Below are 26,369 nucleotides of genomic sequence, written 5' to 3'. Positions count from 1 at the left end.
TATGGCATAGGTGATAATTTAAATTATTTCTAGTTGTAAATAAAATATAAAGGAGAATAAATTATGAAGATACTAATTACAGGAGCTAATGGCCAGCTTGGAACAGAGCTGGCTAATCAATATAAAAATATAAAAAGCATTGATTTAATACTTGCAGGTAAATCAGATTTAGATATAACAAATTTACATAGTGTATATAATTTTGTAAATCAAAAAAAACCAGATGTAATTATTAACTGTGCTGCATTTACTGCTGTTGACACCTGCGAATCACAAATAGATATGGCATATAAGATAAATGCTATAGGACCTAAAAACTTGGCTATAGCCGCAAATGAAATTGGGGCAGAAATTGTTCAAGTATCAACAGATTATGTTTTTGATGGTAATACTGATAAATCACTAACAGAGTTTGACCTCGTAAATCCACAAACTGTTTATGGGAAAACAAAGCTTGAGGGAGAGATATTAGTTAAAAGCCACAATCCTAAGCATTATATAGTTAGAACTGCATGGCTTTACGGAGAAGGGAATAATTTTGTAAGGACTATGATAAATTTAAGTAAAACTAATACAACAATAAAAGTAGTTAATGACCAAAAGGGAACACCTACAAGTACAGTGGATTTAGCTAGAGTTATAATAAAACTTATAGAAGATAAGAATTATGGATTGTTTCATTGCACCTGCAAAGGCGAATGCACCTGGTATGAATTCACTAAAGAAATATTTAGACTTAAAGGTATTTCTACAGAAGTTTTGCCTTGCACAACAGATGAATTTAAAAGACCGGCAAAAAGACCTAAATATTCAGTGCTTAGAAATTATATGATGGAACTCACTTGTGGGGATATAACTAGGACTTGGGAAGAAGCTATTAGTGAATATTTAAAATAATAAAGTCAGAAAGTAATCTGGCGTAAAGTCATTTTTGATGGCTACTGCCAGGTGAAAATCATAGTAAAATAGTAAGCTAAATAGTATAATTGCATTGTGGGATTCTTATAACTTACAAACGAGCTTAAATAATTTTGAAACCATTTGAAAGGGGTTGAATATATTGGCTATTTTAGTTTGTGGCGGAGCTGGCTACATTGGAAGTCATATGGTAGCGGAGCTTTTAGAAAAAGGCGAAGAAGTTGTAATTCTAGATAATCTTGAAAAAGGACATAGGCAAGCATTACTTGGTGGCAAGTTTTATGAGGGAGATTTAAGAGATAGTAACCTATTAGATCTTGTTTTTAATGAGAATAAAATAGATGCAGTTATAGATTTTGCAGCAGACTCACTAGTGGGAGAGAGTGTAGTGGAGCCACTAAAGTATTTTGAAAACAATATAGGAAGTACTGTTAATTTACTAAAGGCTATGAGAGATCATAAAGTACGCCATATAGTATTTTCCTCAACAGCTGCAACTTATGGAGAACCGGAGAGTATACCTATCCTTGAAGAGGATAAGACAATACCAACTAATCCCTATGGAGAGTCAAAGCTTGCAGTAGAAAAGATATTAAAGTGGTGTGATAATGCCTATGGGATTACCTATACAGCTCTTAGATATTTTAATGCAGCAGGAGCTCATGTAAATGGAAAAATAGGAGAAGATCACTCACCAGAGTCTCATTTAATACCATTAATTCTTGAGGTAGCACTAGGAAAAAGAGAAAAAATCATGATTTTTGGGGATGACTATCCTACAGAAGATGGTACCTGCGTAAGAGATTATATACATGTAACAGATTTAGCAAATGCACATTTACTTGCCCTTAAAAGACTTAGAAATGGTGGTAAAAGTATAATTTGTAATTTAGGCAATGGGGAAGGTTTTTCTGTTAAAGAGGTTATAGAAGTTGCAAGAAAAGTTACAGGCCAGGTTATAAAAGCTGAAATTGCGCCAAGGCGTGCGGGAGACCCTGCTGTACTTATAGCTTCTAGTGATAGGGCAACAAGTGAGCTCGGTTGGAAACCTAAATATAATTCCCTTGAAAACATCATAGAAACAGCTTGGGAATGGCATAAAAATAATCCTAATGGGTATGAAAAATAACTTATAAAATAAGGATGTGTTTATATGAAAGTTAAAAAAGCGATTATACCAGCAGCGGGACTTGGAACAAGGTTTCTTCCTGCAACAAAGGCACTACCTAAGGAAATGTTACCTATAGTTGATAAGCCTACAATGCAATATATTATAGAAGAAGCTGTGGCTTCAGGCATAGAAGAAATATTAATTATTACAGGAAGAAATAAAAAGTCTATTGAAGATCACTTTGATAAATCTGTAGAACTTGAGCTAGAGCTAGAAAATAAACATAAGGATGGCTTACTTGAACAAGTTAGAGATATATCAAACATGGTAAATATACATTTTATAAGACAAAAAGAGCCAAAGGGACTTGGCCATGCTATAAATTGTGCAAGAACATTTGTTGGTAATGAACCTTTTGCTGTTATGTTAGGTGATGATATAGTTGACGCAAAGATCCCTTGTTTAAAACAACTTATGGACTGTTTTGAAGAAAAGGGAGCAACAATTTTAGGAGTTCAAGAGGTAAAAGAGGAGAATGTAGATAAATATGGCATAGTCGATGGAGTGCAAATTAGCAATAGAGTATACAAGGTTAATAACCTTGTTGAAAAACCACCAGTAGATTTAGCGCCTTCAAATGTAGCTATACTTGGTAGATACATCATAACTCCAGAGATATTTGATATATTAGATAATACAAAGCCAGGTAAAGGTGGAGAAATTCAACTAACGGATGCTCTAAAGACTCTAATAGGACAGCAAGATATGTACGCTTATGTATTCGAAGGAAGAAGATATGACGTAGGTGATAAATTAGGATTTCTTGAGGCCACAGTTGAGTTTGCACTAAAAAGAGAAGAATTAAAAGTTCCTTTTATGGAATATCTTCAGACTTTAAAATATAATGATGAGTTTAGTGACTTATATAAAAAAGTAGAAAAAAGAAGATCGTAGTTGTTAAAGAATGAAAATTTAGAATTGTAGCTTTAAAGATAATTAACGTAAATAAGATAGAATTTGCTCATGAGCAAATTCTATCTTATTTTTTTTGAATTTTAATGAAAAAGAATTATATAGAAATTTTGTGCGAATGGCAATAAAGTTAAAAATCTTTAGTGTCATTAGGATTGTTATATGGCATTGGGGGGGTGGCCTTTCCAGCTGCTTTCATTAGGCTAGCATAAGAAACATACATAATAGTTAATATAAATCCAATAATTATAAATTTTATCATTAAGACTACATCCTCCCACATTAATAACAGTTAATAGATTTTTATTCATATAAAGGTATATATAGATTATATGTCTTAATGAAAAAAAACACAATGCATTATGGTGACAGGCCACTGGGATGTTAGATGATTGTTAATTTATGTTATTAGTATCATATTTTTTAAATACAAAAGAGTTACTACATTTTTATAGGGTTTGAAAATTCCATATAGAGATAATCAGTGGTTTTGTAACAAAAAATATTTTGGTTATAATTGGTGAGAATGTGAAATAGAATAGAGGATAGTCATTCTTATATTTTAAAAGAAGAGGTGATATATATGCAACAATCAGAAGAAAATTCCATGGTTCAAGAGTTGGAGAATGCCAGAGAGTATGAGAAAAATATAGGATATTTTATTATCAAAAGAATAATTGATATTATGGGCGTTTTATGCGGAATTTTATTACTAAGTCCTGTGATGATTGTTGTTGCTATTTGGATTAAGTTAGATTCAGCAGGACCTGTTTTTTTTATACAGGAACGAGTTGGACAAGATGGTACTAGGTTTATGATGTATAAATTTAGATCCATGTGTTTAGATGCAGAATATCTTTTCAAAAAGCTTAAAGATAAAAACGAAATGTTAGGACCTATGTTTAAGATAAAAGATGATCCAAGAGTAACTAAAGTAGGGAGATTTATAAGAAAGACAAGTATAGACGAGTTACCTCAACTTTTTAATATATTAAAGGGAGAAATGTCACTTGTGGGACCAAGACCAAGTCTGCCTAAAGAAGTAGAGCAGTTTACCTCATTTCAAAAACAAAGATTAGTTGCAAGACCAGGCTTAACTTGTTATTGGCAGGTAAGAGGAAGAAGTGATGTGAGTTTTCAAGAATGGATGGAAATGGATGTTCAGTATATGGAAGAACGAAATACATGGATAGATATAATACTTATATTCAAAACGGTGAGAGTGCTGTTTGGGGATGATGGCGCAAGGTAGTATTAGTTCAAAATTGAAAGAAAGGAGGTGTACTTAATGCTTTGTGCATTAATAATGGCAGGAGGTAAGGGCACTAGATTTTGGCCCTTGTCTACGGCAGAAAAGCCAAAACAGTTTCTGAAGCTTATTAGTGAAGATACAATGATTCAAATGAGCGTGAAAAGATTACAAAAACTTATTCCTATAGAGAGGATATTTATAGTAACAGGTAAAAGATATATGGATATAGTTAGAGAGCAGTTACCTAACTTACCAAATAGAAACATTATTATAGAGCCTGTAGGAAAGAACACGGCACCTTGCATAGCACTTTCAGCTTTTCATATTAACAAAATATATGGAGATGCTACTATAGCAGTATTACCCTCAGATCACCTTATTACTGATGAAGAAAATTTTTTAGAAGTTTTAAATTCAGCACATGAATTTGTAGATAAAAATAAAGAAGCCATAGTAACTATAGGTGTAAAACCAAATAGACCGGAAATCGGATATGGCTATATAAATTATAGCCATATAAATTGTTTAATAAATGGATATGAAGTTAGAAGTGTTAAAAAGTTTGTAGAAAAACCAGATTTACATAAGGCAAAGGAGTATTTAAAAGATGGAAATTACCTTTGGAATGGTGGAATGTTTATTTGGAAGGTCGCCAATATTTTAAGACTTACCAGTCAATATTTGAAAAATACTTTTGAAGTGTTAAGTGAAATAGTAGCGACCTGCGAAGAGGATTATCAAAGAGTATTAGAAGAAAAATACAATAATATTGATAGTATATCTGTAGATTTTGGAATTATGGAGAAAGCAAAAGACATATACGTTATTCCAGGAGAGTTTGGATGGGATGATGTGGGAAATTGGGAAGCTGCCCAGAGATACATGATGAAAGACTGTAATGATAATATTTGTATGGGTAATGTTAAGAAATTTGATTGTAGCAATAACGTTATTATTAGTAATGGTAAACCAATAGTTATCTCAGGGCTTCAAGGTATATTTGTGGTTGAAAGTGATGATATGATATTTGTTGGGAAAAAGGATGGAATGGAGAGTATAAGAGATATCAAGATGAAAATTTAAAAAGGCGGGGTTATAAACAATTAGGACAAGACTATGAGTCATAATGAAAGAACAATACATGGAAGGAGATAATATGAAGATCTGTTTAGTTGGTTCAAGTGGAGGTCATTTGACACATTTATGGTTACTTAAAGAGTATTGGATAAAGCATGATAGGTTTTGGGTAACATTTGATAAAGAGGACTCAGCGTCATTACTTAAACAGGAGAAAAAATATTTTTGCTTTTTTCCAACCAATAGAAATATACTAAATCTTATACGTAACACTTATTTAGCTATAAAGGTATTAAAGAAGGAAAAACCAGATTTAATAATTTCCACTGGAGCTGCAGTAGCTGTACCTTTTTTCTATATAGGGAAATTATTAGGCGTAAAGCTTATATATATAGAAGTATACGATAGAATTGATTTGCCAACAATTACAGGTAAATTAGTCTATCCTATAACTGACAAGTTTATACTGCAATGGGAAGAACAAAAGAAGTTTTACTCTAGTGGGATAAACATAGGAGGGATTATATGATATTTGTTACAGTAGGAACCCATGAAGATTCTTTTGATAGGTTAATTAAAGAAATAGACAGACTTAAAGGTGAAAAAATTATTTTGGAAGATGTAAAAATCCAGATAGGATATACTAAATATTTACCTAAATATTGTAGCTATGATAGGGTTATTGGGTTTGAGAGGATGAATAAGCTAGCGAAGGAAGCTAGGATAATAATAACTCATGGAGGCCCGGGTAGCATGCTACTAGCTTTGCAGTATAATAAAATACCTATAGTAGTGCCAAGGCAAAAGAAATTTAATGAACATGTAGATGATCATCAAGTGTATTTCAGCAAAAGAATGAAGGCTGAAAATAGAGTTTTAACAGTTTTCGACATAGAATGTTTAGAAGATATTATAGTGAATTACAGTGAAATAGTAGCAAATAACGAGGTAGATGAAGTTAGTTGCACCAGTAACTTTGTAAGCCGATTTAAAATAATTGCAGATGAGTTATTGATTTGAAAAAGGTAATATTAAATAGTAGTATTTTATATTTAACAAGAGAAATGGCATATGGTGGTGTAGAAAAGGTTGTAATGCAATTATCATATTATTTTAAAAATGAATTTAAGAAGGTGGTAGTTTGCTCTTTAGGTGGAAATTATGAAAAAGATTTAAAAGAATTAGATGTGAAACATTATAAAATTGGAGACTTTGAGAATAAATCACTGGCTAATGTGATTAAAATTATATTTCAGCTATATAAAATAATAAAAGTTGAAAAAATTACTTTAGTTCATAGTCAACATAGAATGGGCACCTTTTATGCCAAAATATTATCAATTTTAACTGGAGTTAAAGTTATTCATACTGCGCATGTAGTACAAGAAAATAAGAAAGGGTTAACAAAATATGTACTTAGGAATACAAATATTATTGCTGTTAGCAATGGAGTTGAAAATAATTTATTAAACTATTTTAATGTAAAGGCTAAGGCAATAATAGTTATATATAACGGAGTTACTAATGAAAGCTTTGAGTACAGAGAAATTCGAGAGCTAAAGGAATGCAAGGCTGAAGGATATTTTTTAGTAGGGACTATTTGTAGATTAGCTGAGGAAAAGGGAATTAAATATTATATTGAAGCAGCACTACACTTGTTAAAAACAGATGCAAAAGTTAAATACGTTATAGTCGGTGAAGGAGATTTGAAGGAAGAGATTATTAATAGTATTGAAAAGCACAATTTAAGAAATATGTTTATTATTCTTGGGTTTAGAAAAGATGTATTAAATATAATTAATCAATTAGATTTAGTTATATTACCGTCATTGAGGGAGGGACTACCATTGCTTCCCATGGAGGTATTTTCTCAAAATAAAACAATAGTAGCTACCAATATAGAGGGTACTAATGAAGTTATAACAAATAATGTTGATGGATTATTAGTTGAACCTAGAAATTCAAAGCAATTAGCTGATGCAATTTATCATTTGTATTCCAACTCTTTAGAACTTAATAATTTAGGTGAAAATGCATATAACACTTATTGTGAAAAATTTAAATTAGAAAATGTTATGGGAAAGTATAAAAATTATTACGAGGAAATTCTTAATAATTAGTTGTAGCCTTTCCTGTAGATATGGGCAGCAAAGGAGAAAATATGAAAGTATTATTTATTAGTGATGGTATGTCTTTGACTAATACAGGTATTGCCAGCGTGAGTACAAGAAACTATAACTTAGTTAAAAGCGCTGTAGGAGATCAAAATGTTGACTTGGTTGTTATAGGTAATAAACAGTCAGAACAATTTAAAGGTGCCATAAAAACTTATAATTCACCTTCTAATAAGCTATGTTCATTGATTAATTGTTTGAATTTATATTATCCTGTATTGAATGGAAATATAGTTTCAGATATTAAAAAAACAATTAGACAGCATTCTTATGACGTTATATATATAGATAATTCAATGTATGGGAAACTGGCAAAAAAAATCAAAAAAGAATTTATCAATATAAAAGTAGTAATTTTTTATCATGATATAAAATATCAATTAGCAAAGCAGGATTTAAAGAATTCAGGATTCATATATTATCCTAAGTATATAGCAACTATATATAATGAAAGATTGAGTTCAATATATTCCGATAAAATTATAACCATAAATGAAAGAGATGCAGCGCAGTTAAATAAAATCTACAACAAACAAAGCGACTTAAATTTACCTGTTACTATGAAGGACAGGTTTAATGTGGAGATAGCTAATAAAAATAATAATAATAATAAAAAGGTACCTACAGCTTTATTTGTAGGGGTAGGGGATTACTTTCCTAACGTTAATGCAATGAACTGGTTTATTAGTAAGGTGTTATCGCAATTGGATTTAGAACTTATAGTAATAGGTAAAAATATGGAGAAACATAAAGAAAAGTTTGAAGGTATGTCTAGTAAAGTTAAAGTGGAAGGTACGGTTGTGGATATTGACAGTTATTATTATAAATGTGATTTTGTTATTGCTCCATTATTTGATGGTGCGGGGATGAAGGTAAAAGTTGCTGAGGCTTTTATGTTTGGAAAGACGGTTTTTGGCACCAAAGAGGCTTTTGAAGGCTACGATATAGATAAATATAGTGGTTCAGGTTTTTTATGTAACAATCCCATAGATTACATTAAAGCAATAAAAAATTATATTGAGAATAATAAAGATCATAATTATAATGATGTAGCTAGAAAGTTATACCTTGAAAACTTTATAGACAAGTTATATATTAATAAGCTAGTGGAGCTACTAAAGTAGTATAGAGTTAATAGAAAAAATAATATGGAAGTTTACCATTGTAAATTCATGGAGAGGTAAGGCGGAATGAATAATTTTGAACCATTAATTTATATAATACTTTTAAATTATAATGGATATAAAGACACAATAGAATGCGTAAGAAGTATAGAAAAAATAAATTATAAAAATTATAGAATAGTTATAGTTGATAATAATTCAAAGGATGGATCGGAAAAAATATTAAAAGGGGAATTTAAAAAGTATAAAATAATTCAAACAAATAGTAATAAAGGGTTTGCAGGGGGCAATAATATTGGAATTAAGTACGCTATTCAAGAAGGTGCACAATATGTATTGCTCTTAAATAATGATACTTTGGTGGAAGTTGAATTTTTAACTAATTTAATAGATGAAACCCTTAATGTAGAGGAGAAACCAGGTATATCAATTGGTAAAATTTATTACAACCATGGAATTAGGAGGATATGGTATGCTGGTGGCGGCATTAATTATTTTAAAGGGGAATCTTTTCAAATTGGATGTGGAGAAACTGATAATGGTCAATATGATAGGAAAAAAAATGTAGATTTTGCCACAGGGTGTATGATGCTAATTGATAAAGAGGTAATAGAAAAAGTAGGATACTTATCAGAAGAATATTTTTTATATTATGAGGATACTGATTATTGTATGAAGGTAAGTAAAGCAGGCTACAAAATATTGTATTGTCCTAAGTCATTAATTTATCACAAGGTAAGTGCCTCAACGGTAGTCTTATCAGAAACTTATCAATTTTATATGTGCAGAAATAGGTATTTATTCATAAAAAGAAATTTTGGAAATAGATACAAGGCTATAGCTACCCTTTATACAAATATATATATGCTACATTGTATATTTATTGGAAGATATAATTATAAGAATATAGTTAAAGCTATAAAAAATTATAATTTTTTAAAGAAAAGAAACCAGAAGAGGAGCATATGTAATTGAATATATTATATATATCTCATGAAATGGAATTAGGTGGCGCGACAATTGCATTATTAGAATTAATTGATGAAATGATATTAAAAGGTAATAAGGTCTTTGTAACAGTTATAGCTAAAGAAGGAGCTTTTTATGAAGAGATAAGTAAAAGAGAGGTTAAGTTAATTATCGTTACCTATTATTTTTGGTTAAACAAGAAAATCAAAATAAGAAGTAAAGTGAAATTTTTATATGAAAATATTATTAACATTATTAATGCAAGAAAAATTTCTAGAATAATTAAGAGAAATAAAATAGATTTAATTCATACAAATACAAGTGTGGTTAACTTTGGATTGTTGCTAAGTAAGTATACTGGAATACCTCATATATTTCATGTAAGAGAGTTTGCTGAAAGAGGGTTGAATTTTAAATACTTTTTATCAAAAAAGAAATGTTTAAGTTTCATATACAAGTACTCAGAAAAAATAATAGTTATATCTAAAGCTTTATATGATGAAAATCTTAAGAACTTTAGTAAAGATAAACTTACCCTAATATATGACGGAGTTTCTATTAGAAATTTAAAAAAGAAATCAGAAAACATAAAAACATTAAAGCCTTTTAATATTATGATTGTTGGTGAGGTAGCTCCTCATAAAAGAACAAAAGATGCTGTTCTAGCTGTGAATAATTTGATAAAAAAAGGTTATGATGAAATTATGCTTTTTATTGTTGGAAATGGTAATGAAGATTATATTCAAGAGATAAGAGAAGTTATTAAAGAAAATAATATTGAAGGAAATGTAATATTAATGGGTTTTAGAGTGGACATAGATGCTCTGAGAGTAGGTATTTGCCTTGAAGTAGTATGTTCAGGTAGCGAGGGTTTTGGAAGAGTTACTATAGAGGCTATGTTTAACGAAAACCCAGCAATAGGCGCTAATAATACAGCTACTGGGGAGCTTATAATAAATAATTTTAATGGACTATTATATGAAACAGGTGATTATATTGGGTTATCAGAAAAAATCAAATATTTTATTGATAATCCAGATGAAATTGAAAGAATGGGTGTTAATGGTCATTCCTATGCTATTGAAAGATTTACATCAAAAAGGAATGCAGAAGAAATATATAAACTATATAATCAAATTTTAAAATCATAGGAAAATATATTTCAGGTTAAGGGAGTGGGGAATACAATGTATCAAGATATATTAGTTAGAAAAAAATTAAAACTCAATTTATTTGAGCTTTTATTTATAATCTATAGTTTTTTTCAAATGTTCCTATTTACTTGGCTATGGAATAAAAATTTTTATCAATATATTTTTATGGTTTATATTATATATTTTATAATTGTTGTTGTAGATTCTAAGAAAAGGCATAATTCTAAGGTGAGGATCATAGGAGTTATATTTGTTTTAGTAAATATTACGGTTATTTACTTTAATATAAGTGAAAATGGCATATCTGCTCACTTGTTAAAGAATGTATTTAATGTATTTTCAAATATATTTATTATTATTTTTTTCGGGTTTATTATTAAGAATAAGAGAGAAGCCTTAGAAAGGTTAATAATAAAATATTTGTCAGTAGTGCTTAATTTATATTTTTTCATTAATGTTCCAATTATTATAAAACAAATAAGTAACACAGGCTTCATGATGAGATTTACAGATGGTAACCCGTTGTATTTTGATCAAATAACTGGATTAATAGGCGTAAATGGAACACACAGAATGACATTCTACTGGGTAGCATTAACTCTAATAAATATATATATTTATCAAAAATACAAAAAAAAATTTATACTCTGGATGACAATATCTGAAATAATCTTTATGGTAATAATATCTTCGTATTGTGATAATACAGCTTTTTATTATTTTTTTCCTATAATTATATTGCAATTTTTTATAAAGGAGTTCTTGAAAATTAACATTAGAGGTTTTGTAAAATTTATCAGCATAATAATATTGGTTACCATATGTGGTGTATATATATACAACAATAATGAGCAAGTTAATGAATTTTATAATTCAAGGATTAAAGAAAAATATGAGCAGTATTCTGGAAAAAGTGGGGGGCAAGAAGATGAGGAAAGAGTAATTTTGTTTAAATACGCTTTGGACTATGGGAATGGGTATAAATTGGGTTCTGGTATAGGAAGTGCAACCTATGGAGACATTATGTTACCACTACATTTTGGTATGAATGAAATATCAATTATAACTTATCAAGGAGGACTTATTTATTTATTATCCATTATACTCTTGTACTCTTATTATTCTATTAGACTCCTTTATTTCTCTAATAAAATAAAACTAGTTAGATTTCTTATTTATTTAATAATGGTTATTAATTATACAGTCATGTCAATATATACTCAGGTATTTAGTACATTTGAGATGATATTTATGTTAGCGATAATTCTAAGCATTTTTAATTTTAAATATACTGAAAAGATTGAAGATAAGCATGAGAATTTAGATAAGTATAATAGTTTATTAGATATTGAATAATTTAAATGTTGAAAGGATTGAAAAAATGAGGACACAAAACACTATAAGAAATACTGCTTATGGTTTAGTTGGGCAGTTGATTGGAACTATACTTAGTTTTGTAAATCGTACCGTATTTATTTATATATTAGGTGCTAATTATTTGGGGATAAACGGATTGTTTGGTAATATACTTTCTATGTTATCCTTAGCGGAACTAGGCGTAGGTAGTGCAATAATATATAGTATGTACAAGCCTTTGGCAGAAAAAGATGAAGTTAAGATCAAGGCTATAATGGGCTTGTATGCAACTGCTTATCGTATTATTGGGTGTACCGTTGCAATAATAGGGCTTCTATTGCTTCCCTTTTTAAATTATTTAATTAAGGATAAACCTAATATACCAAATTTAAATATAATATACTTATTGTTTTTAGCCAATTCTGTTATCACATATTTTTTCGCTTATAAAAGTTCACTTATAATGGCAGATCAAAAAAATTATATTAATATCATAAATCAAGTTTGCTTCAATTTTGTTCAAAATATTATTCAAATCATCCTGCTCCTAGTTACAAGAAAATACTTGTTGTATTTAGGACTTCAGGTTATATTTAGTTTTTTAATGAATTTTTCAATTTCTAAAAAAGCTGATAAAATATATCCTTATTTAAAAACAGGCGAAAAAAAATATTTAGATAAGGAGATTAAAAAAAGTATATTTAAAAACACAGGTGCAATGATGTCTCATAAGATTGGTGGTGTAGTAGTTAGTAGTACAGATAACATTTTAATATCTACTTTTATCGGAGTATATTGGGTAGGGTTATATTCTAATTATGTTATGATTATTGCTATGATTAACGGGGTATTAGGACAGGTATTTACAGCTTTAACCGCCAGTATTGGTAATCTAAATGCTATAGAAAGTAATGAAAAATCTCATGAGGTATTCAATATATTATTTTTTATGAATTTTTGGTTATATGGGTTTTGTAGTATAGCATTGTTGGCGTTATTTAATCCCTTTATCAAAATGTGGATAGGCTATAAGTATATAATGGATGATTATATTGTAATTATGATTGTACTGAATTTTTTTGTGATGGGGATGAGACAAACGGTTTTAATGTATAACATTACTTTAGGATTGTTTTGGAATTATAGGTTTAAACCCTGGTTTGAGGCACTAATAAATATGGCAGCCTCTATTATATTGCTTAAAAAATTTGGTGTTGCGGGGGTATTTTTAGGGACATTTATAAGTACAATGACAACATCCTTTTGGGTAGAACCATATGTACTATATAAAAGTGGGTTTCAAAAGCCAATTAGACCATACTTTATAAAATATACAATCTATACATTAATTACAATTAGTGCAGCAATAATAACAATATTAGCTTGTTCTTTGTTTACTAAATATACGATTTTAAGTATAGTTGGCAGAGGGTTATTTTGTTTGATTATTCCTAATGTAATATTTGCAAGTATATTTTTAAGAACTAATGAATTTAAACATTTACAGGGAGTAGTTAATGGGATGATGCATAAGTGAAGTGACTTTATAATTCTTAAAACCATTAACTACTGTGAGTTTATATTAGGCATAGTTTTTATTAAGTTTTCTTTAGTCTTATAAATATATTTTGTTGGATAGAAAAAGAAATTTAATATATTTATCTTATATGCGATATATCCAGCAATGATAGGAATGGAAACACCTAGAATTAAGCCTAAAGCTGTATGCAATGCAAAATTATCTATTTTGAAAATTTTTGATAAAATTATACGAATACCTGCCATTGGTATTACATGTAGCAAATAAATATGAAAAGAATATTTTCCAATTATATTGAATATATTTCTAATAAAATTATTTATTGTAGATAAAAGACTTGTAACAAAAATTGCAAATAAAGACCCTGTTAGTGATAATGCTATTTCTAAAATACTGCTTATAAACCTATTATGGATATAAACGAATTTAGTATAAGATAATATATTTAAAAAAATATATATAAGAGAAAATAATGCTAAAGCCAAATTGTTTGTTACAAGGGCTTTATTTTTTAAATATAATATTTTTCCTATATAAAAATAGAATGCATAATCACAAAAACTATCTACTAAAAAAATATTTGTTACTAGATATGGTGATGCAAATTTTAATATAATTAGTATTGCTAATATAATATATTTATTTTTCAGCAATATTTCTAACAAAGGAATTATTAAAAATATAATTAATAATGTATACAAAAACCAAAATTGAAATAATGGGACAATTGGTATTCTTAGCAAATTTATTATACTCACAGTACCATTAGTTTTTGAACTTAAGATAATATTAATCGTAGATTGTACTAGTGTAAATACAAAATATGGTATTCCTAGGTTTAAGATGTTATTGAAGGATATTTTTTTATATTTGCTGAAAGAATCGATTTGCTTGGTTTTGGCATATAGATACCCACTTAAAATAAAAAATAAGGGCATAGCAAAGCTATCCACAATAAAGTCTATATATTTAAAACTTGAATAGTTACATATATTAGCTGAAATAAAACCTCTAAACATATGGCCAATAACAACTAAAAGTATTGCAAACGCTTTTGTACGAATAATCCATTCCTCTCTGGAATATTCCAATGGGACTACCTCCTTTAATTATAATTCACTAAATTTTAAGCTGAAATATTTACAATCATAATATATTATGTAAATAAGAAAGGTTATACAACGTATTTAGTTAAATATTTACATATGATAGATAAGTTTTATAAAGCAAAAAATAATCGAAGCTCTTTTAAATTAATCCCACATTTTTGAACTTAAACGAACTGAATTAAATTCACCAATCCTCGCAACTATACTTTTATCATTATCTGAATCTATTCCGTATACTGCAGTTACTCCCGAACCATTTACCAAGGAGGCATTTTTATATATCTCATAAAATTTATAACCGTCTGTAGCATAAACTTGACCTTTTAATAAAGTGTCATCAGTTATATTACCTGTAAAAGCATTACCAACTATTGAAAATCCAAAATATGCCTTTGAATTTTCAAAATCTATAGCTGAAGTGCAGCCGATGGGAACTTCTGTGTTTGTATTTTTACCCCATCCCACCTGGAATAAAAAGGCGGTTTCAAAGTTTAAATTTTGTTTTGATTTGGTTCCTGTAGTTGGTCTATCATATCTTAATACGGAAACTAGCCTTGAGTCTGATAGGAATAATACACAGTTTTTTAAAGGAATAATTTGTGTTGTTTGCGTAGGACCATATCCAATAGGTGATGATTTAGTCCAAGTTACTCCCATATCTTTGCTGAAAAATATCATTTGAGCACCAATGCCATCACCTATACACGTCCATAACATTGGCTTTCCAGCTGAATTTAATTCGTAGGGGTCTATAGCACAATCGTGAGTATGAAATTTTGTATTGCCATCTTCAATAAAACCTTTTTGTTTGTAAATATCAAAACATTCTTTTATTGTTACACCATAGTCTTCGCTAATATATGCCTTTGAAGCAGCTCCTATTGTGTTGCTATATTGAGTAAACATTACATAGTTCTTATAAGTTTTCGCTCCAAATAAATCATGTGTTGGGGAGTTTAGCATATCAAATACTTTTTTAAAGGAAGCAAAGTTATTTGTTGATAAGAATATTTTGCCGTTTTTATCCCATACTAAAACATTACCATTATCAAGTATCAACATTTTATAAAGAGAAGTTGCGCCTATAACTGTGCCTACATTTGTGGAAACCTGGTCAGCACCCCAATTATCAGAACGGTATATTATATTACCAACCGCGCAATAGGACTTGCTACCTTTAACTGCTAGCAATGTGCCTACTGAAGTAATGGTGTTTAGAACTTTTGGAGTAGGGGCTTTATTATTATAATCCCCTATAATTTGTGAGGGGTTTTCTTGTGAAGGGTTCTGAACATATACAGATGCAGTTAAATTACTTTTTCCATTCCAAGCATTTATATTCATAAATTTAACATTATGAAACTGCTTAGTTTTAATAGAGTAAGTTCCAGAAGTTGATATAAAATTTAATGAATTACCTGTATTTAAATTGATCAATTGCAATGGAGCAGTGGTATAAACCCCAGGGGAAATTTCACCGTACACGTATATAAGCGTATCATAAGATTTTGTCACTTTCAAAAATATTTCTTCATAATGTGAAGAATCGAAAATTACGGTTTTGTCCGAAGTGGGTGAATTGAAGATTGATACTACCGAGGGATCACTAGGACCATCGCAAGTAATTATAATATTTTGGGGATACAACTCTCCGTTAATCCCAGTACTATTTACAGTTATAGTGTGATTGCCTTTTGACAATGATGATATATCAAGAGCGTAACTAAAACCGCTTGTTGCACCACCAATATAGCCGGGGAAAGCAATATTTACATCTGGTCTTGGTATTCCTAAAATTGCATCTCCATTGTATATATTATCAACATAGACTTGTACATTTTTAATTCCAGAAGGAGCGAGAGCCCAACCGTTAATGGAAAGTGGAATCTCAGAAGTTGTTATAGTTAAACCATCTTGTGGAGTCTCTATGAATGCTCTTGAGGGTAAATTCACAGTTATTATAATATATTGTGACAATATCGCGCCGTTAATCCCAGTACTATTTACAGTTATAGTGTGATTGCCTTTTGATAATGATGATATATTAAGAGCATAACTAAACCCGCTTGTTGCACCACCAATATAGCCAGGGAAAGCAGTATTTACATCTGGCCTTTCTATTCCTAAAATGGCATCTCCCTTGTATATATTATCAATGCATACTTGTACACTTTTAATTCCAGAAGGATCAAGTGCCCAGCCATCAATGGAAAGTGGAGTTTCAGAAGCGGTTATAGTTACTCCATCTGTTGGAGTGTCTATAAATAATCTTGGTGGAGAGGTTCTAGCTTCAACTATTGTTGAAGTAGCAATAATAGTACTAGATAAACCAATAATTAAAAGAATAACTATAAATACAAATTGCAAAAACTTTTTCATTGTTAACCCCCTTTTTAACATTGTTATTATTGATTATTTTATCATTTATGAAATAAATTTACAATTAAAGAAATAAATACTTTGTATTATATCAAGATAAAAATCACATGAAGTATTAACTTTAATATAATGATTATAAATCTAAAGAAAAATATTATTTGTTAAAAATAAAGATTAGTCTGGTATATGCATAATCTTAGGAGAGGATAAAATGGATAATAAATTAAATTTACTAGAGGCTACGGATGATACACCGTCTACAACTACAGTGTATTCAAGCTCTAAAATTAATTTGCTTCTCGCAGATAAGGAGAAAAAATCAAGGTATGATGTAAGAGACTATGGAGCAAAAGGTGATGGTATTACAGATGACACTTTATCAATAGAAAATGCAATTAATAGTGCGTTTATGAATGGCGGAGGTACAGTGTATTTTCATTCTAATACCTATATTGCATCATCTATAATTCTTAAAGAAAAAATTAGACTTTTGGGTGATGGAGAATCTTCTGTGATTGTAATGAAAAACGACACTAATGATAACTTTATAAAAGTATTTGATGAATATACGGGTTGGTGTGGATTAGAATCGCTAAAGATTGATGGGAATAAAACGAATAACACAAAAGGACATGCAGTTTATTTTGCTAGGGCACTTTATGGTGATGACAGCCATTTATTTCTCAAAAACATTCATATTACAGAGGCTCCAGAAGATGGATTTAGAGTATATGGAGGGCAACACAGAGAGGGAAGATATATAAATGTTACTATAGATTACTGTGGAGGGTTTGGGTTTTATCATGATGGGTCAGACAATAATATGGTTTGTATAACAAGTTGGAGAAATGGATTAGCAGGATTTTATGAAAATGGAAGTGCGAACCGATGGCTCAGTTGTAAAACATTTCAATGTAATACAATAAACCGTTCATCTCAGGATTCAGCAGGATGGCTTATATATAATGGCCAAAGGAATACTTTTACTGATTGTCAGGCACAGGAAAGTTATGGCCATGGTTGGTATTTGGAGGTTTGTAGGGATATGACATTACAAGGATGCGTAGCAGATTCTAATGGGATAACTTCGTTAAATCAACAAACCACATCAGATCTTACTAAAAATGGTTTTGATATAAATGTTTGTTCAAATGTAGTATTAAATAGTTGTATGTGTACAGACTTTAGGCAAGATGATAGTGGTAAATATAAAACACAAAATATTGGTGTGCATTTGAATTACTGTACTGACTGCATAATTAATATAACTTGTTCTAAACAACAGATTGATGTTAAAGATGATCATGATGAAGGAGTATATGAAAACTTAAAAATTATTAATGGAATCCCAATAGAATATCTAAGAATAGATGGTATCATAGCACAACGATTAGAAGGAACGGAGGATGCTATGATAGAAATTCATAGGGATAATTCGAAAAATTGGGTGTATGGACAAAATGGCTTAGATAAAAGCTTCCGAATTGATAGATATGACCCTGATACTGAATCATGGCAAGACTCTCCAATAAATCTTCCTATAAGCGGTGGTGCTGTTTTGGGCGGATTATTACTAAAAGATAACTCAATAGTTAATGCTACAAATATAAATACTCCTGTAAGTATTGGAGGTGTAATGATTATTACTAAAGCTGCAATTCCAACAACAGGTACTTGGACAAAAGGAGCTTTAGTCTATAATAGCAACCCTAAAGCTAATGGTTATATTGGATGGGTGTGTATTACAACAGGTACTCCAGGGGTTTGGAAAGGATTTGGGTTGATTCAAACTTAGAAATTTATAATTAAATTACAATAGAAGAATAGATAGAGGGCGTAGTCTCTCTTTCTATACGTTATTTACTTTGGTAATAATAAAGGGATTTAAAGAATAAAATTATAGGAGGTTGGTTTATTTGATATAAAAAAGATAAACAGAAAGGGGGTGAGTGTATTATAAAAGTGGAATTTAAAGTATTTAAGGGTAAGTCGAAATTAGGTGAATCAGGTATTATAATATTAATTTTTACAATTATGTGGTTGCTGTTATTACCGCTCCAAGTACAAGCAACCTCAGTAATATCAGTTAATAACAATAAGGTTATACAGGAAAAATTTCTTGGTGTAAATGCAGTTTATCATGGATTTGCATATATGCCAGAGGAAGAGAGCAAAGGGATGAATGACAATTATAGAAAAATAGAATTTAATAGAGTAGAAAATATGAATTTACATATAGCAAGGACTTGGTACAGACCTGATTTTGCTTGTGGAGATGACCTAATGAACAATTTTGATTGGAATTCAGTTAAGATGAAGGCATTTTATTCTTGGTGCCAAAAAATGAAAGATCGAAATGTAGATATTGCAATTAATCCTTGGTGGTCTAGTGGTACTAATGCTGATGTTTGGTGGGGAGGGCAAAGCTATCAGTGGAAAGTATACTTGCCTAGATTTTCTGAGTGGTTAAGTGAATCCATAAATCAATTAGTAAATGTTAGGGGTTTTACTAATATAAAATATGTTATTCTCTTAACTGAGGGGTCTCAGGGCTATTTGGATACAGAAAAACCTTCCGGATTTTTATCTCTATGGGACTGGCACAGGAATATTATTAAGGAAGTACATATAAAATTGGTGGAGGATAATAGAAGAAATCTTGTGAAAATAGTTGGGCCTAATAATGGTAATGGAGGTGAACACTTTGAAGAGGCACTTCTGGGTTGTAGTAATGAAATAGATATTTTAAGTGGTCATAACTATGATTTACATGATTATAATGCTTGGTATGATGAAGCTAAGAAAATGGTTGATTATGCTAAACTTATAAATAAACCAATGTGGTTTGATGAATACGGGGAAACAGATAAAAATTTAAGATCCTCACCACTCTATGGAAATTATATTGCTCAGGCAGTAGCTGGATTTATGAATGCGGGATGTGCTACATCAATGTTATGGCTATTATTTGACCAAGGGTATCCATATCCACTTGATAAAATCAGTAATAAGGATTCCTTTTATAATGGGATACATGAATGGGGAACTACTTATTGGCTGCCCGAGAGCATGGAACCTAGGCCAAGTTTCTATGCGTTTAGTATGATAAGTAAATTAATGGGGGGGACTGGTACTAAGGTTTATGAAACAACGTGTAGTAGTGATGTGTATATTTCTGCTAGCAAGCAACTAGATGAAAATTGGAGTTTCCTTATTGTAAATGGTAGTAATTTAGAGAAGGATATAAGCGTGAATTTATCTATTGATATTAATAAAAAGTTATACCGTTATTTATATGATCCTACATTAATGCAGACAAATGTAAAATCAAAAATTATAAGTCATGATAAGGTATTTAATAAAGTTCTGAACAACTTTACTGATACAATACCACCTAAGGCAGTGGTGATATATAGTAGCATTAATGATTCTCACAAGGGGTTATCGGTGCTTAATAATATAAACGATACATTTAAATTTGTTTTGAGTTGTATTATTGTTCTATCAATCCTTTTAATTGCTGTGGTTGTAAGTAAAATTATACCCAGGAGATAGAGCTAATATAGGATGCATACCTTAAATTTTTTTATAAAGGAGTCTCGTTTCTATAATGGAGAAGGCATTTATCAAAAGTAGACTTGACAAAACAGACCTGTAATAATACAATACATATATGGAAAATAATAACAAAATGGAGGAGCGCCATGAGAGAAGAAAATGGCATAGAATTTAATGATTATTTAAATATAATTAGGAAGAAGATTGTTGTTATATTATTTATAATAATTTGTCCAACGCTTATAGCTGGGTTATTAAGTTTTTATGTGCTAAAGCCTGTATATGAGGCTAAAGCTACTGTCATTGTTGGAAAGGATAGTACGGATAAAATTACGCAAAGTGAAGTAATGATGTATCAGGATTTAATAAAAACCTACAGTGAAATTGGGAGATCAAGGGTAGTAGCTGAAAATGCCATTAAAAATCTAAAATCAGGGATAGTTGTTAAAGAGTTTATGTTGGATTTGAGCATTACGCCTAAAATAGGTACACAAATAATAGAAATATCTTATAAAAGCAAAAATCCGGAAATAGCGGCGGAAGGAGCTAATGCGTTATCACAGGCATTTATTGAAGAATCCCAAAATCTTTTACCCTCAGGAATTGCAAAAATAATGGACAAGGCTCTAATTCCTGAATTACCTATTACACCTAAAAAAAAGTTTAACATTTCTATAGGATTTATAATAGGGCTAATATTGTCATTAGGGTTAGTTTTATTAATTAATTACTTAAATAACACAATTAAAAGTGAAGAGGATGTACAACGATATTTAAATCTACCTATGGTGGGAATAATTCCTAGACAAAATAAAATGGTGAATCTTATTGTAGAAAAAGAGCCCAAATCTCCAGTTACAGAAGCATTTAAATCCATGCGAACGAATTTGTTGTTTTCCATGGAAAACAGAGGTATAAAGACCTTAATGGTTTGTAGCCCAGGGCCTAAAGATGGTAAAACTTCAGTTTCCACAAACATTGCGTCTACCATAGCACAGACCGGGAAAAGTATTTTACTTATTGATTGTGATCTTAGGAAACCTTGTATACATAGACACTTTAATATTACTAACAATGCAAGAGGTTTGGTGGATATAGTTTTACAAGAAAGAAAAGTTGAGGAAATTTCAATAGGAATTGACGATAAATTTGATGTGTTAACTGCTGGAAAAGCTAATTATAATCCATCAGAGTTATTATCATCTCAGAAAATGAAGGACTTTATTAAGGACATGGAAAAAAAGTATGATTATGTAATATTAGATACTCCCCCAATAATTGCATTTGCTGATGCTCTTACCTTGGCTACTGAGAAAATCGGAGTAATATTAGTAATAGGTTCAGAGGAATCAACAATAGAAAACTGCAAAAAATCAAAACAACTATTATTAAATATCAACGCTACAATAATTGGAATTGTATTAAATAAAGTAGATAGAAGGTCATTTATAGGCTATGGATATGATTACTATTCTTATGGTAAAGAAAAGAGCAGTAAATTAAGAAATAAGAGTGGAAGAAAAAAACGAAATAATAATGAGAAGCCTAATCCTATAAATATTTAGTAATAAAATCAAAACCTGTAGTTAAATATAACATAGGGAAAGAAAACAGGACATAAACTAAAAAGGGGGGATGAAGATGGGATATGATATAGAAAGGAAATTAATTAATTTTAGCACTGATTATACTGCTCATAATGAAAGATAGAGATAAAAGTAAACTATGGATTAAAATTGTTTTATGTGCATTTATTATTATTATACTAGTTGTTGGAGTAAGCTTTAGTTACACTTATTATAAATTTAGTAAAATAAATACTACAGTAATATCAAAGAGCGATGGGGATTTAGGTATTATGATTGAGGCACCCTTGAAAATAGATAAAAATTCAAGTGTTAAACTTGAAGTACCGATGCAAAAGGGAGAGGTTAACGAAATAATAAATATTGCACTCTTCGGTATAGATAGAAGAGGTGTGAATGAACCAAGTCGTTCAGATTCTATAATGATACTTTCTATAGATAAAAAGCATAAAAAAATAAAAATGTCATCTATTATGAGAGATACCTATGTAGAAATAAAAAATCATGGTAATACAAAGATTAATCATGCATATGCTTATGGGGGTGCACAGCTTGCCATAAGAACTATTAATGAAAATTTTAATTTAGATATTAGAGATTATGTTATGGTTGATTTTTTAAAACTTGAAAAAATTATAGATACTATTGGTGGAGTAACTATACAAGTTAATCAAGATGAAATTGAATTGCTAAACAGTTATATGATTGAAGTTGCTAATATTGAGAAAAGAGAAGTATGTGAAGTTACAAAATCAGGACTACAGACTCTAAACGGACTTCAGGCTGTTGCATATTCACGAATACGTTATACTGTTGGTGGTGATTTTCGGAGAACAGAAAGACAAAGGATTGTATTATCAGCTATGATAACAAAAATTCAGTCATTAGGAATAACAGAATTTCCATCTGTAGTTTCTAAGATTCTACCCTATACTGAAACAAGCATGAAGAGTATGGATATAATAAAGCTTGGTACAAAGGTGCTCACATCTAATATAACGACCTTGGAGCAGGCGAGATTCCCATTAGATGGATACTGCAAAGGAAAAATAATGGATGAGGTGTGGTATTTGATTGCGGATATGGGTGCTACTGCAGACCAACTTCATAATTTTATTTACGAAGACATAAAACCAGTGCCTAAAGCCTCTCAGTTTTAAAAAGAAAGAAGAATATCCTCAATAAAGTAGACAAACTCCCTCAGTGGTAGTTTGCCTATTATTAACATTTAGTTCACCTGATTTACTTTATTGTAGATAATATTTTATCTGCAATCTTTTTATATTCAACTTTGCTCCTAGCTCCAGTAATTATTTCACCAACTATATTGCCGTTTTTATCTACAAATATGGATACTGGATAACCTGTCATTTTAGAGATAAAATCTTCTTCTATTTTTTTATCTGGTATAAGGTTGGCATAGCTTATACCTTTTTTTTCTATTGTTGAGGCCGCATCCTCTAAGCTTTCCTCACTTGTAGCATCGCCTATAATACCAATTATTCCGAAATTTTTGCTTTCCATTTCATCATTTAATTCCTGAAGTTCTGGCAATTCCTTTATGCATGGATTACACAAAGTTCCCCAAAAGTTTATCATTGTAAGTTTATTACCATTAAAAATATCGCTGCTTTTGTATTTCGTACCATTTATACCTTTCAATGTGAAGCTAATAGTTTTCAATGCCATTATTGGATCTTCCTTTTTAATAACCACTACAGATTTAGTGCTTTCAGGTAAATTAACATTTTTATTTATTTGAGAATAAATTATTAAGCTAAAAATAACAGTTGAAATTAAAGCTAATGATAATACTTTTTTAGTCATTTTTTTCTACCTTTCCTTATAAATTTATTTGAATGTACCTTTTAACTTCTTTTGTATAAACCCTCTTGAAATAGCATTTTTAGGGCAAGTTTTTATACATTCACCACATCGAATGCATTCTCTGCTATTTGGATTTTCATATACCTTTATATCTAATTTACATGCTTTTGTACATTTATTACAGGACACACATTTACTTTTATTAACCTTAAATGAATAAAAACTAATAGGATTAAACAACGAATAAAATGCTCCCAATGGGCAAATATATCTGCAGAATACTCTATAAACACTCATAGATAAAAATATAATTATTATAAGCAATGATACCTTCCACGCAAATAAAAATCCTATTGCTCCTCTTAATTCTTTATTTGATAATACTAAAGGAATTCCACCCTCCAATGTACCTGCTGGACATATTAATTTACAAAAATATGGGTCACTATTTCCTAAATCATTAAGTAGAGCTGCTCCTAGCGGAAGTATTATAACAAATACTGCAAGTATTACATATTTAAGATACTTTAAAAGATTGTTTACTTTGCTACTAACCTTTATCTTAGGAAAAGGTATTTTATGTAGCAATTCTTGAATTAAGCCAAATGGACATACCCACCCACAAATTAGCCTACCGAATAGTATTCCAAGTAAAGATGCGAAGCCCAAGACATAATAGGAAACATTGTACCGGATACTACCAATTACAGCTTGCATAGAGCCTATTGGGCAAGAACCCATAGCCCCAGGGCAAGAATAGCAGTTTAATCCTGGTACACATATTTTTTTAAAATTACCTTTGTAAATAGTTCCATTTTTAAAACCTTTTAAATTACCATTTATGACTATGCTTGATACTACTTGAACTATACGTCTTCTAAAATCTTTAACCAATTCCTATACACTCCAAGCAAATATTTACTGCTTTCTTTAATATGGTGCTATATTCCCCCCTGTTTACTCCTAAAAAAATCAAGCATATACTGGCTATAAGAATTCCATATTGTTTTACTTTAAGATTCACACTATAACCCCCTTATAGAATCGAAAAACTAATATATAGTTATTTCACTTCTTTTAGAAGCTTTTCAATAATTTTTGTATATTCAGCTTTAGTTTTATCTCCAACTATTATATCACCAACAATATTCCCCTTACTATCCACAAAGAATGAAGTTGGGTAACCTGATATATATCCAAGGGGGCCATCATATTTCATTGCATCGTCTGGAATAACATTTGTGAATAGTACACCTTTTTCTGCAACAATTTTTTTAGCTTTTTCAACTAAACTTTTATCCACAGCATCTTTTGTATATACATCAGAAGCAATACCAAGTACTCCAAATTTATTATTAGCTAATTCTTGACTTAAGGATTGAAGTGTAGGCATTTCATCAATACAATATCCACAATAAGTAGCCCATAGATTAACCATAGTTAACTTGTTTTTATTAAACACTTCACTAGAAACTTCAGTGCCATCTAAATCTTTTAATTTAAATTTAAAATTATTCGTTTCCTTAAATGAATCTGCTAGAGTTAAAGGTTTAAATGTAGTGATTGTGCTTTTTATAGTCATGGCATCATCATAAAGTTCCTTATAAATCACTTTCTCTCCATCTGGCAAGTCCTTGTCATTGAAATTGTTGTATCCAAAGTAGAAAACAAAATTTCCTTTTTCACCTAGTTTTTGTTGATTTTCACATTTTACATCTTTCTTAATTTGAACTTCTGATGGCAATTTATCTTTTCTATAAACTACTATAGAATAAAAATCTTTTCCTTTTGACAATATTTCACTAGTTTTAGCCTTGTTTTCTTTTTTATCTTTTATTTTTGAAGCTTCTTCATATTGTTTTATTAAATCTTTTGATATATAAGAAACTTTTCTTCCACCATATACTGGCTTAGTATTATCTTCATCGTCAGCATTAGGAATTCCATCTACTAATATGTTATCATCATACTTTGTCCATAGTACTGCATTAATTTTGTATTCTACACCCAGAGAATTCTTCTTTATATATCCTTGCTTTCTTCTTTCTTGCTGAGGTGTTAATATGGGTTGTACAACCTTATTTTGCAGCACTACTGGTTTCTTAGTTACTGGTTGCTTATTTTTCACCGTTACAAAAACTGCTGAGGATATTACTATCAAAGAAAGCACTAAGGCTATTGATATATTTTTTTTGTTCATAAATATGCCACCCCCAATAAATTTATTATATATAATCATATTTATGTTACGATATTTGCTATT

General features: G+C 30.0%; 24 protein-coding genes. 17 read left to right on the top strand and 7 right to left on the bottom strand.

Features of this window, described 5'->3' with window-relative positions; all coding sequences use genetic code 11:
* Positions 1–63: 63 nt before the first annotated feature.
* The 3 genes from rfbD (at position 64) to galU (ending at position 2,983) form a co-directional block, all read left to right on the top strand.
* Positions 64–897 carry a dTDP-4-dehydrorhamnose reductase gene (rfbD, locus tag G9F71_RS21850; RefSeq protein WP_164950729.1) on the top strand — a complete coding sequence of 278 codons (834 nt, stop codon included), beginning with the start codon at positions 64–66 and terminating at the stop codon, positions 895–897.
* Between the two features lie 163 nt (positions 898–1,060).
* Positions 1,061–2,047, top strand: a complete 987-nt coding sequence (gene galE / locus G9F71_RS21845) for a UDP-glucose 4-epimerase GalE (protein WP_164950730.1) — start codon at positions 1,061–1,063, stop codon at positions 2,045–2,047.
* Positions 2,048–2,071: 24 nt separating this feature from the next.
* A complete protein-coding gene (gene galU / locus G9F71_RS21840) occupies positions 2,072–2,983 on the top strand; it encodes a UTP--glucose-1-phosphate uridylyltransferase GalU (protein ID WP_164950731.1) in 912 nt (303 codons plus the stop codon).
* Between the two features lie 148 nt (positions 2,984–3,131).
* On the opposite strand, the gene G9F71_RS27430 is transcribed toward galU, so the two are convergent.
* Positions 3,132–3,263, bottom strand: a complete 132-nt coding sequence (locus G9F71_RS27430; RefSeq protein ID WP_258880970.1) for a hypothetical protein — start codon at positions 3,261–3,263, stop codon at positions 3,132–3,134.
* A 321-nt stretch (positions 3,264–3,584) separates the two neighbouring features.
* Between G9F71_RS27430 and G9F71_RS21835 the strand changes: the two genes are divergently transcribed.
* From G9F71_RS21835 to G9F71_RS21790, 10 genes are all read left to right on the top strand, one after another.
* Positions 3,585–4,253, top strand: coding sequence for a sugar transferase (locus G9F71_RS21835; RefSeq protein ID WP_164950732.1), 669 nt, complete (start codon positions 3,585–3,587; stop codon positions 4,251–4,253).
* Between the two features lie 36 nt (positions 4,254–4,289).
* Positions 4,290–5,336 carry a mannose-1-phosphate guanylyltransferase gene (locus G9F71_RS21830; RefSeq protein WP_164950733.1) on the top strand — a complete coding sequence of 349 codons (1,047 nt, stop codon included), beginning with the start codon at positions 4,290–4,292 and terminating at the stop codon, positions 5,334–5,336.
* A gap of 73 nt (positions 5,337–5,409) precedes the next feature.
* Entirely contained in the window at positions 5,410–5,859 is a 450-nt protein-coding gene (gene pssD, locus G9F71_RS21825; protein ID WP_164950734.1) for a PssD/Cps14F family polysaccharide biosynthesis glycosyltransferase, read from the top strand.
* The gene (locus tag G9F71_RS21820) at positions 5,856–6,350 is read left to right on the top strand and encodes a glycosyltransferase (RefSeq protein WP_164950735.1); all 495 of its coding nucleotides are present in this window, start codon (positions 5,856–5,858) and stop codon (positions 6,348–6,350) included. The genes pssD and G9F71_RS21820 overlap by 4 nt, the downstream gene beginning before the upstream one ends.
* The gene (locus G9F71_RS21815; RefSeq protein ID WP_164950736.1) at positions 6,347–7,450 is read left to right on the top strand and encodes a glycosyltransferase; all 1,104 of its coding nucleotides are present in this window, start codon (positions 6,347–6,349) and stop codon (positions 7,448–7,450) included. Before G9F71_RS21820 ends, G9F71_RS21815 begins: the two co-directional genes overlap by 4 nt.
* A 41-nt stretch (positions 7,451–7,491) precedes the next feature.
* On the top strand, positions 7,492–8,628 hold the full coding sequence (locus G9F71_RS21810) for a glycosyltransferase (protein ID WP_164950737.1): 1,137 nt from the start codon (positions 7,492–7,494) through the stop codon (positions 8,626–8,628).
* 66 nt (positions 8,629–8,694) lie between these two features.
* Positions 8,695–9,603 (top strand): glycosyltransferase family 2 protein, encoded by a 909-nt coding sequence (locus G9F71_RS21805; protein ID WP_164950738.1) that lies wholly within the window; start codon positions 8,695–8,697, stop codon positions 9,601–9,603.
* Positions 9,600–10,748: a glycosyltransferase family 4 protein gene (locus G9F71_RS21800; protein WP_164950739.1), complete on the top strand. Its 1,149-nt coding sequence runs from the start codon at positions 9,600–9,602 to the stop codon at positions 10,746–10,748. Before G9F71_RS21805 ends, G9F71_RS21800 begins: the two co-directional genes overlap by 4 nt.
* Before the next feature lie 168 nt (positions 10,749–10,916).
* Entirely contained in the window at positions 10,917–12,107 is a 1,191-nt protein-coding gene (locus G9F71_RS21795) for a hypothetical protein (RefSeq protein WP_164950740.1), read from the top strand.
* Positions 12,100–13,644 (top strand): lipopolysaccharide biosynthesis protein, encoded by a 1,545-nt coding sequence (locus G9F71_RS21790; RefSeq protein ID WP_164950741.1) that lies wholly within the window; start codon positions 12,100–12,102, stop codon positions 13,642–13,644. The genes G9F71_RS21795 and G9F71_RS21790 overlap by 8 nt, the downstream gene beginning before the upstream one ends.
* A gap of 29 nt (positions 13,645–13,673) precedes the next feature.
* Here the strand turns inward: G9F71_RS21790 and G9F71_RS21785 are convergent, their stop codons facing one another.
* Both G9F71_RS21785 and G9F71_RS21780 read right to left on the bottom strand, forming a co-directional pair.
* Entirely contained in the window at positions 13,674–14,738 is a 1,065-nt protein-coding gene (locus tag G9F71_RS21785) for an acyltransferase family protein (RefSeq protein WP_164950742.1), read from the bottom strand.
* A 162-nt stretch (positions 14,739–14,900) separates the two neighbouring features.
* Positions 14,901–17,135: an Ig-like domain-containing protein gene (locus tag G9F71_RS21780; RefSeq protein ID WP_164950743.1), complete on the bottom strand. Its 2,235-nt coding sequence runs from the start codon at positions 17,133–17,135 to the stop codon at positions 14,901–14,903.
* 211 nt (positions 17,136–17,346) lie between these two features.
* On the opposite strand from G9F71_RS21780, the gene G9F71_RS21775 reads away from it, so the two are divergent.
* From G9F71_RS21775 to G9F71_RS21760, 4 genes are all read left to right on the top strand, one after another.
* The gene (locus G9F71_RS21775; protein ID WP_164950744.1) at positions 17,347–18,930 is read left to right on the top strand and encodes a glycosyl hydrolase family 28-related protein; all 1,584 of its coding nucleotides are present in this window, start codon (positions 17,347–17,349) and stop codon (positions 18,928–18,930) included.
* A gap of 167 nt (positions 18,931–19,097) precedes the next feature.
* The gene (locus G9F71_RS21770) at positions 19,098–20,690 is read left to right on the top strand and encodes a hypothetical protein (RefSeq protein ID WP_164950745.1); all 1,593 of its coding nucleotides are present in this window, start codon (positions 19,098–19,100) and stop codon (positions 20,688–20,690) included.
* A 149-nt stretch (positions 20,691–20,839) separates the two neighbouring features.
* Complete coding sequence (locus G9F71_RS21765; protein ID WP_164950746.1) at positions 20,840–22,258, top strand: polysaccharide biosynthesis tyrosine autokinase; 1,419 nt, start codon at positions 20,840–20,842, stop codon at positions 22,256–22,258.
* A gap of 134 nt (positions 22,259–22,392) precedes the next feature.
* Positions 22,393–23,439 (top strand): LCP family protein, encoded by a 1,047-nt coding sequence (locus G9F71_RS21760; protein WP_164950747.1) that lies wholly within the window; start codon positions 22,393–22,395, stop codon positions 23,437–23,439.
* An 82-nt stretch (positions 23,440–23,521) separates the two neighbouring features.
* Here G9F71_RS21760 and G9F71_RS21755 read toward each other — a convergent pair whose 3' ends face one another.
* Genes G9F71_RS21755 through G9F71_RS21740 form a run of 4 tightly spaced genes read right to left on the bottom strand, consistent with a single transcriptional unit; the run spans position 23,522 to position 26,306 of the window.
* Entirely contained in the window at positions 23,522–24,106 is a 585-nt protein-coding gene (locus G9F71_RS21755) for a TlpA family protein disulfide reductase (protein ID WP_164950748.1), read from the bottom strand.
* 24 nt (positions 24,107–24,130) lie between these two features.
* Positions 24,131–25,000 carry a 4Fe-4S binding protein gene (locus G9F71_RS21750; RefSeq protein WP_164950749.1) on the bottom strand — a complete coding sequence of 290 codons (870 nt, stop codon included), beginning with the start codon at positions 24,998–25,000 and terminating at the stop codon, positions 24,131–24,133.
* Entirely contained in the window at positions 24,993–25,130 is a 138-nt protein-coding gene (locus tag G9F71_RS21745; RefSeq protein ID WP_164943983.1) for a CD1871A family CXXC motif-containing protein, read from the bottom strand. Before G9F71_RS21745 ends, G9F71_RS21750 begins: the two co-directional genes overlap by 8 nt.
* 39 nt (positions 25,131–25,169) lie before the next feature.
* A complete protein-coding gene (locus G9F71_RS21740) occupies positions 25,170–26,306 on the bottom strand; it encodes a TlpA family protein disulfide reductase (RefSeq protein WP_164950750.1) in 1,137 nt (378 codons plus the stop codon).
* Between the last annotated feature and the right edge of the window lie 63 nt (positions 26,307–26,369).

It is taken from the genome of Clostridium sp. FP2, from assembly GCF_011065955.2.
GTDB classification, from domain to species: domain Bacteria; phylum Bacillota; class Clostridia; order Clostridiales; family Clostridiaceae; genus Clostridium_AD; species Clostridium_AD tagluense.
This window is presented reverse-complemented; position numbering and strand designations above follow the sequence as displayed.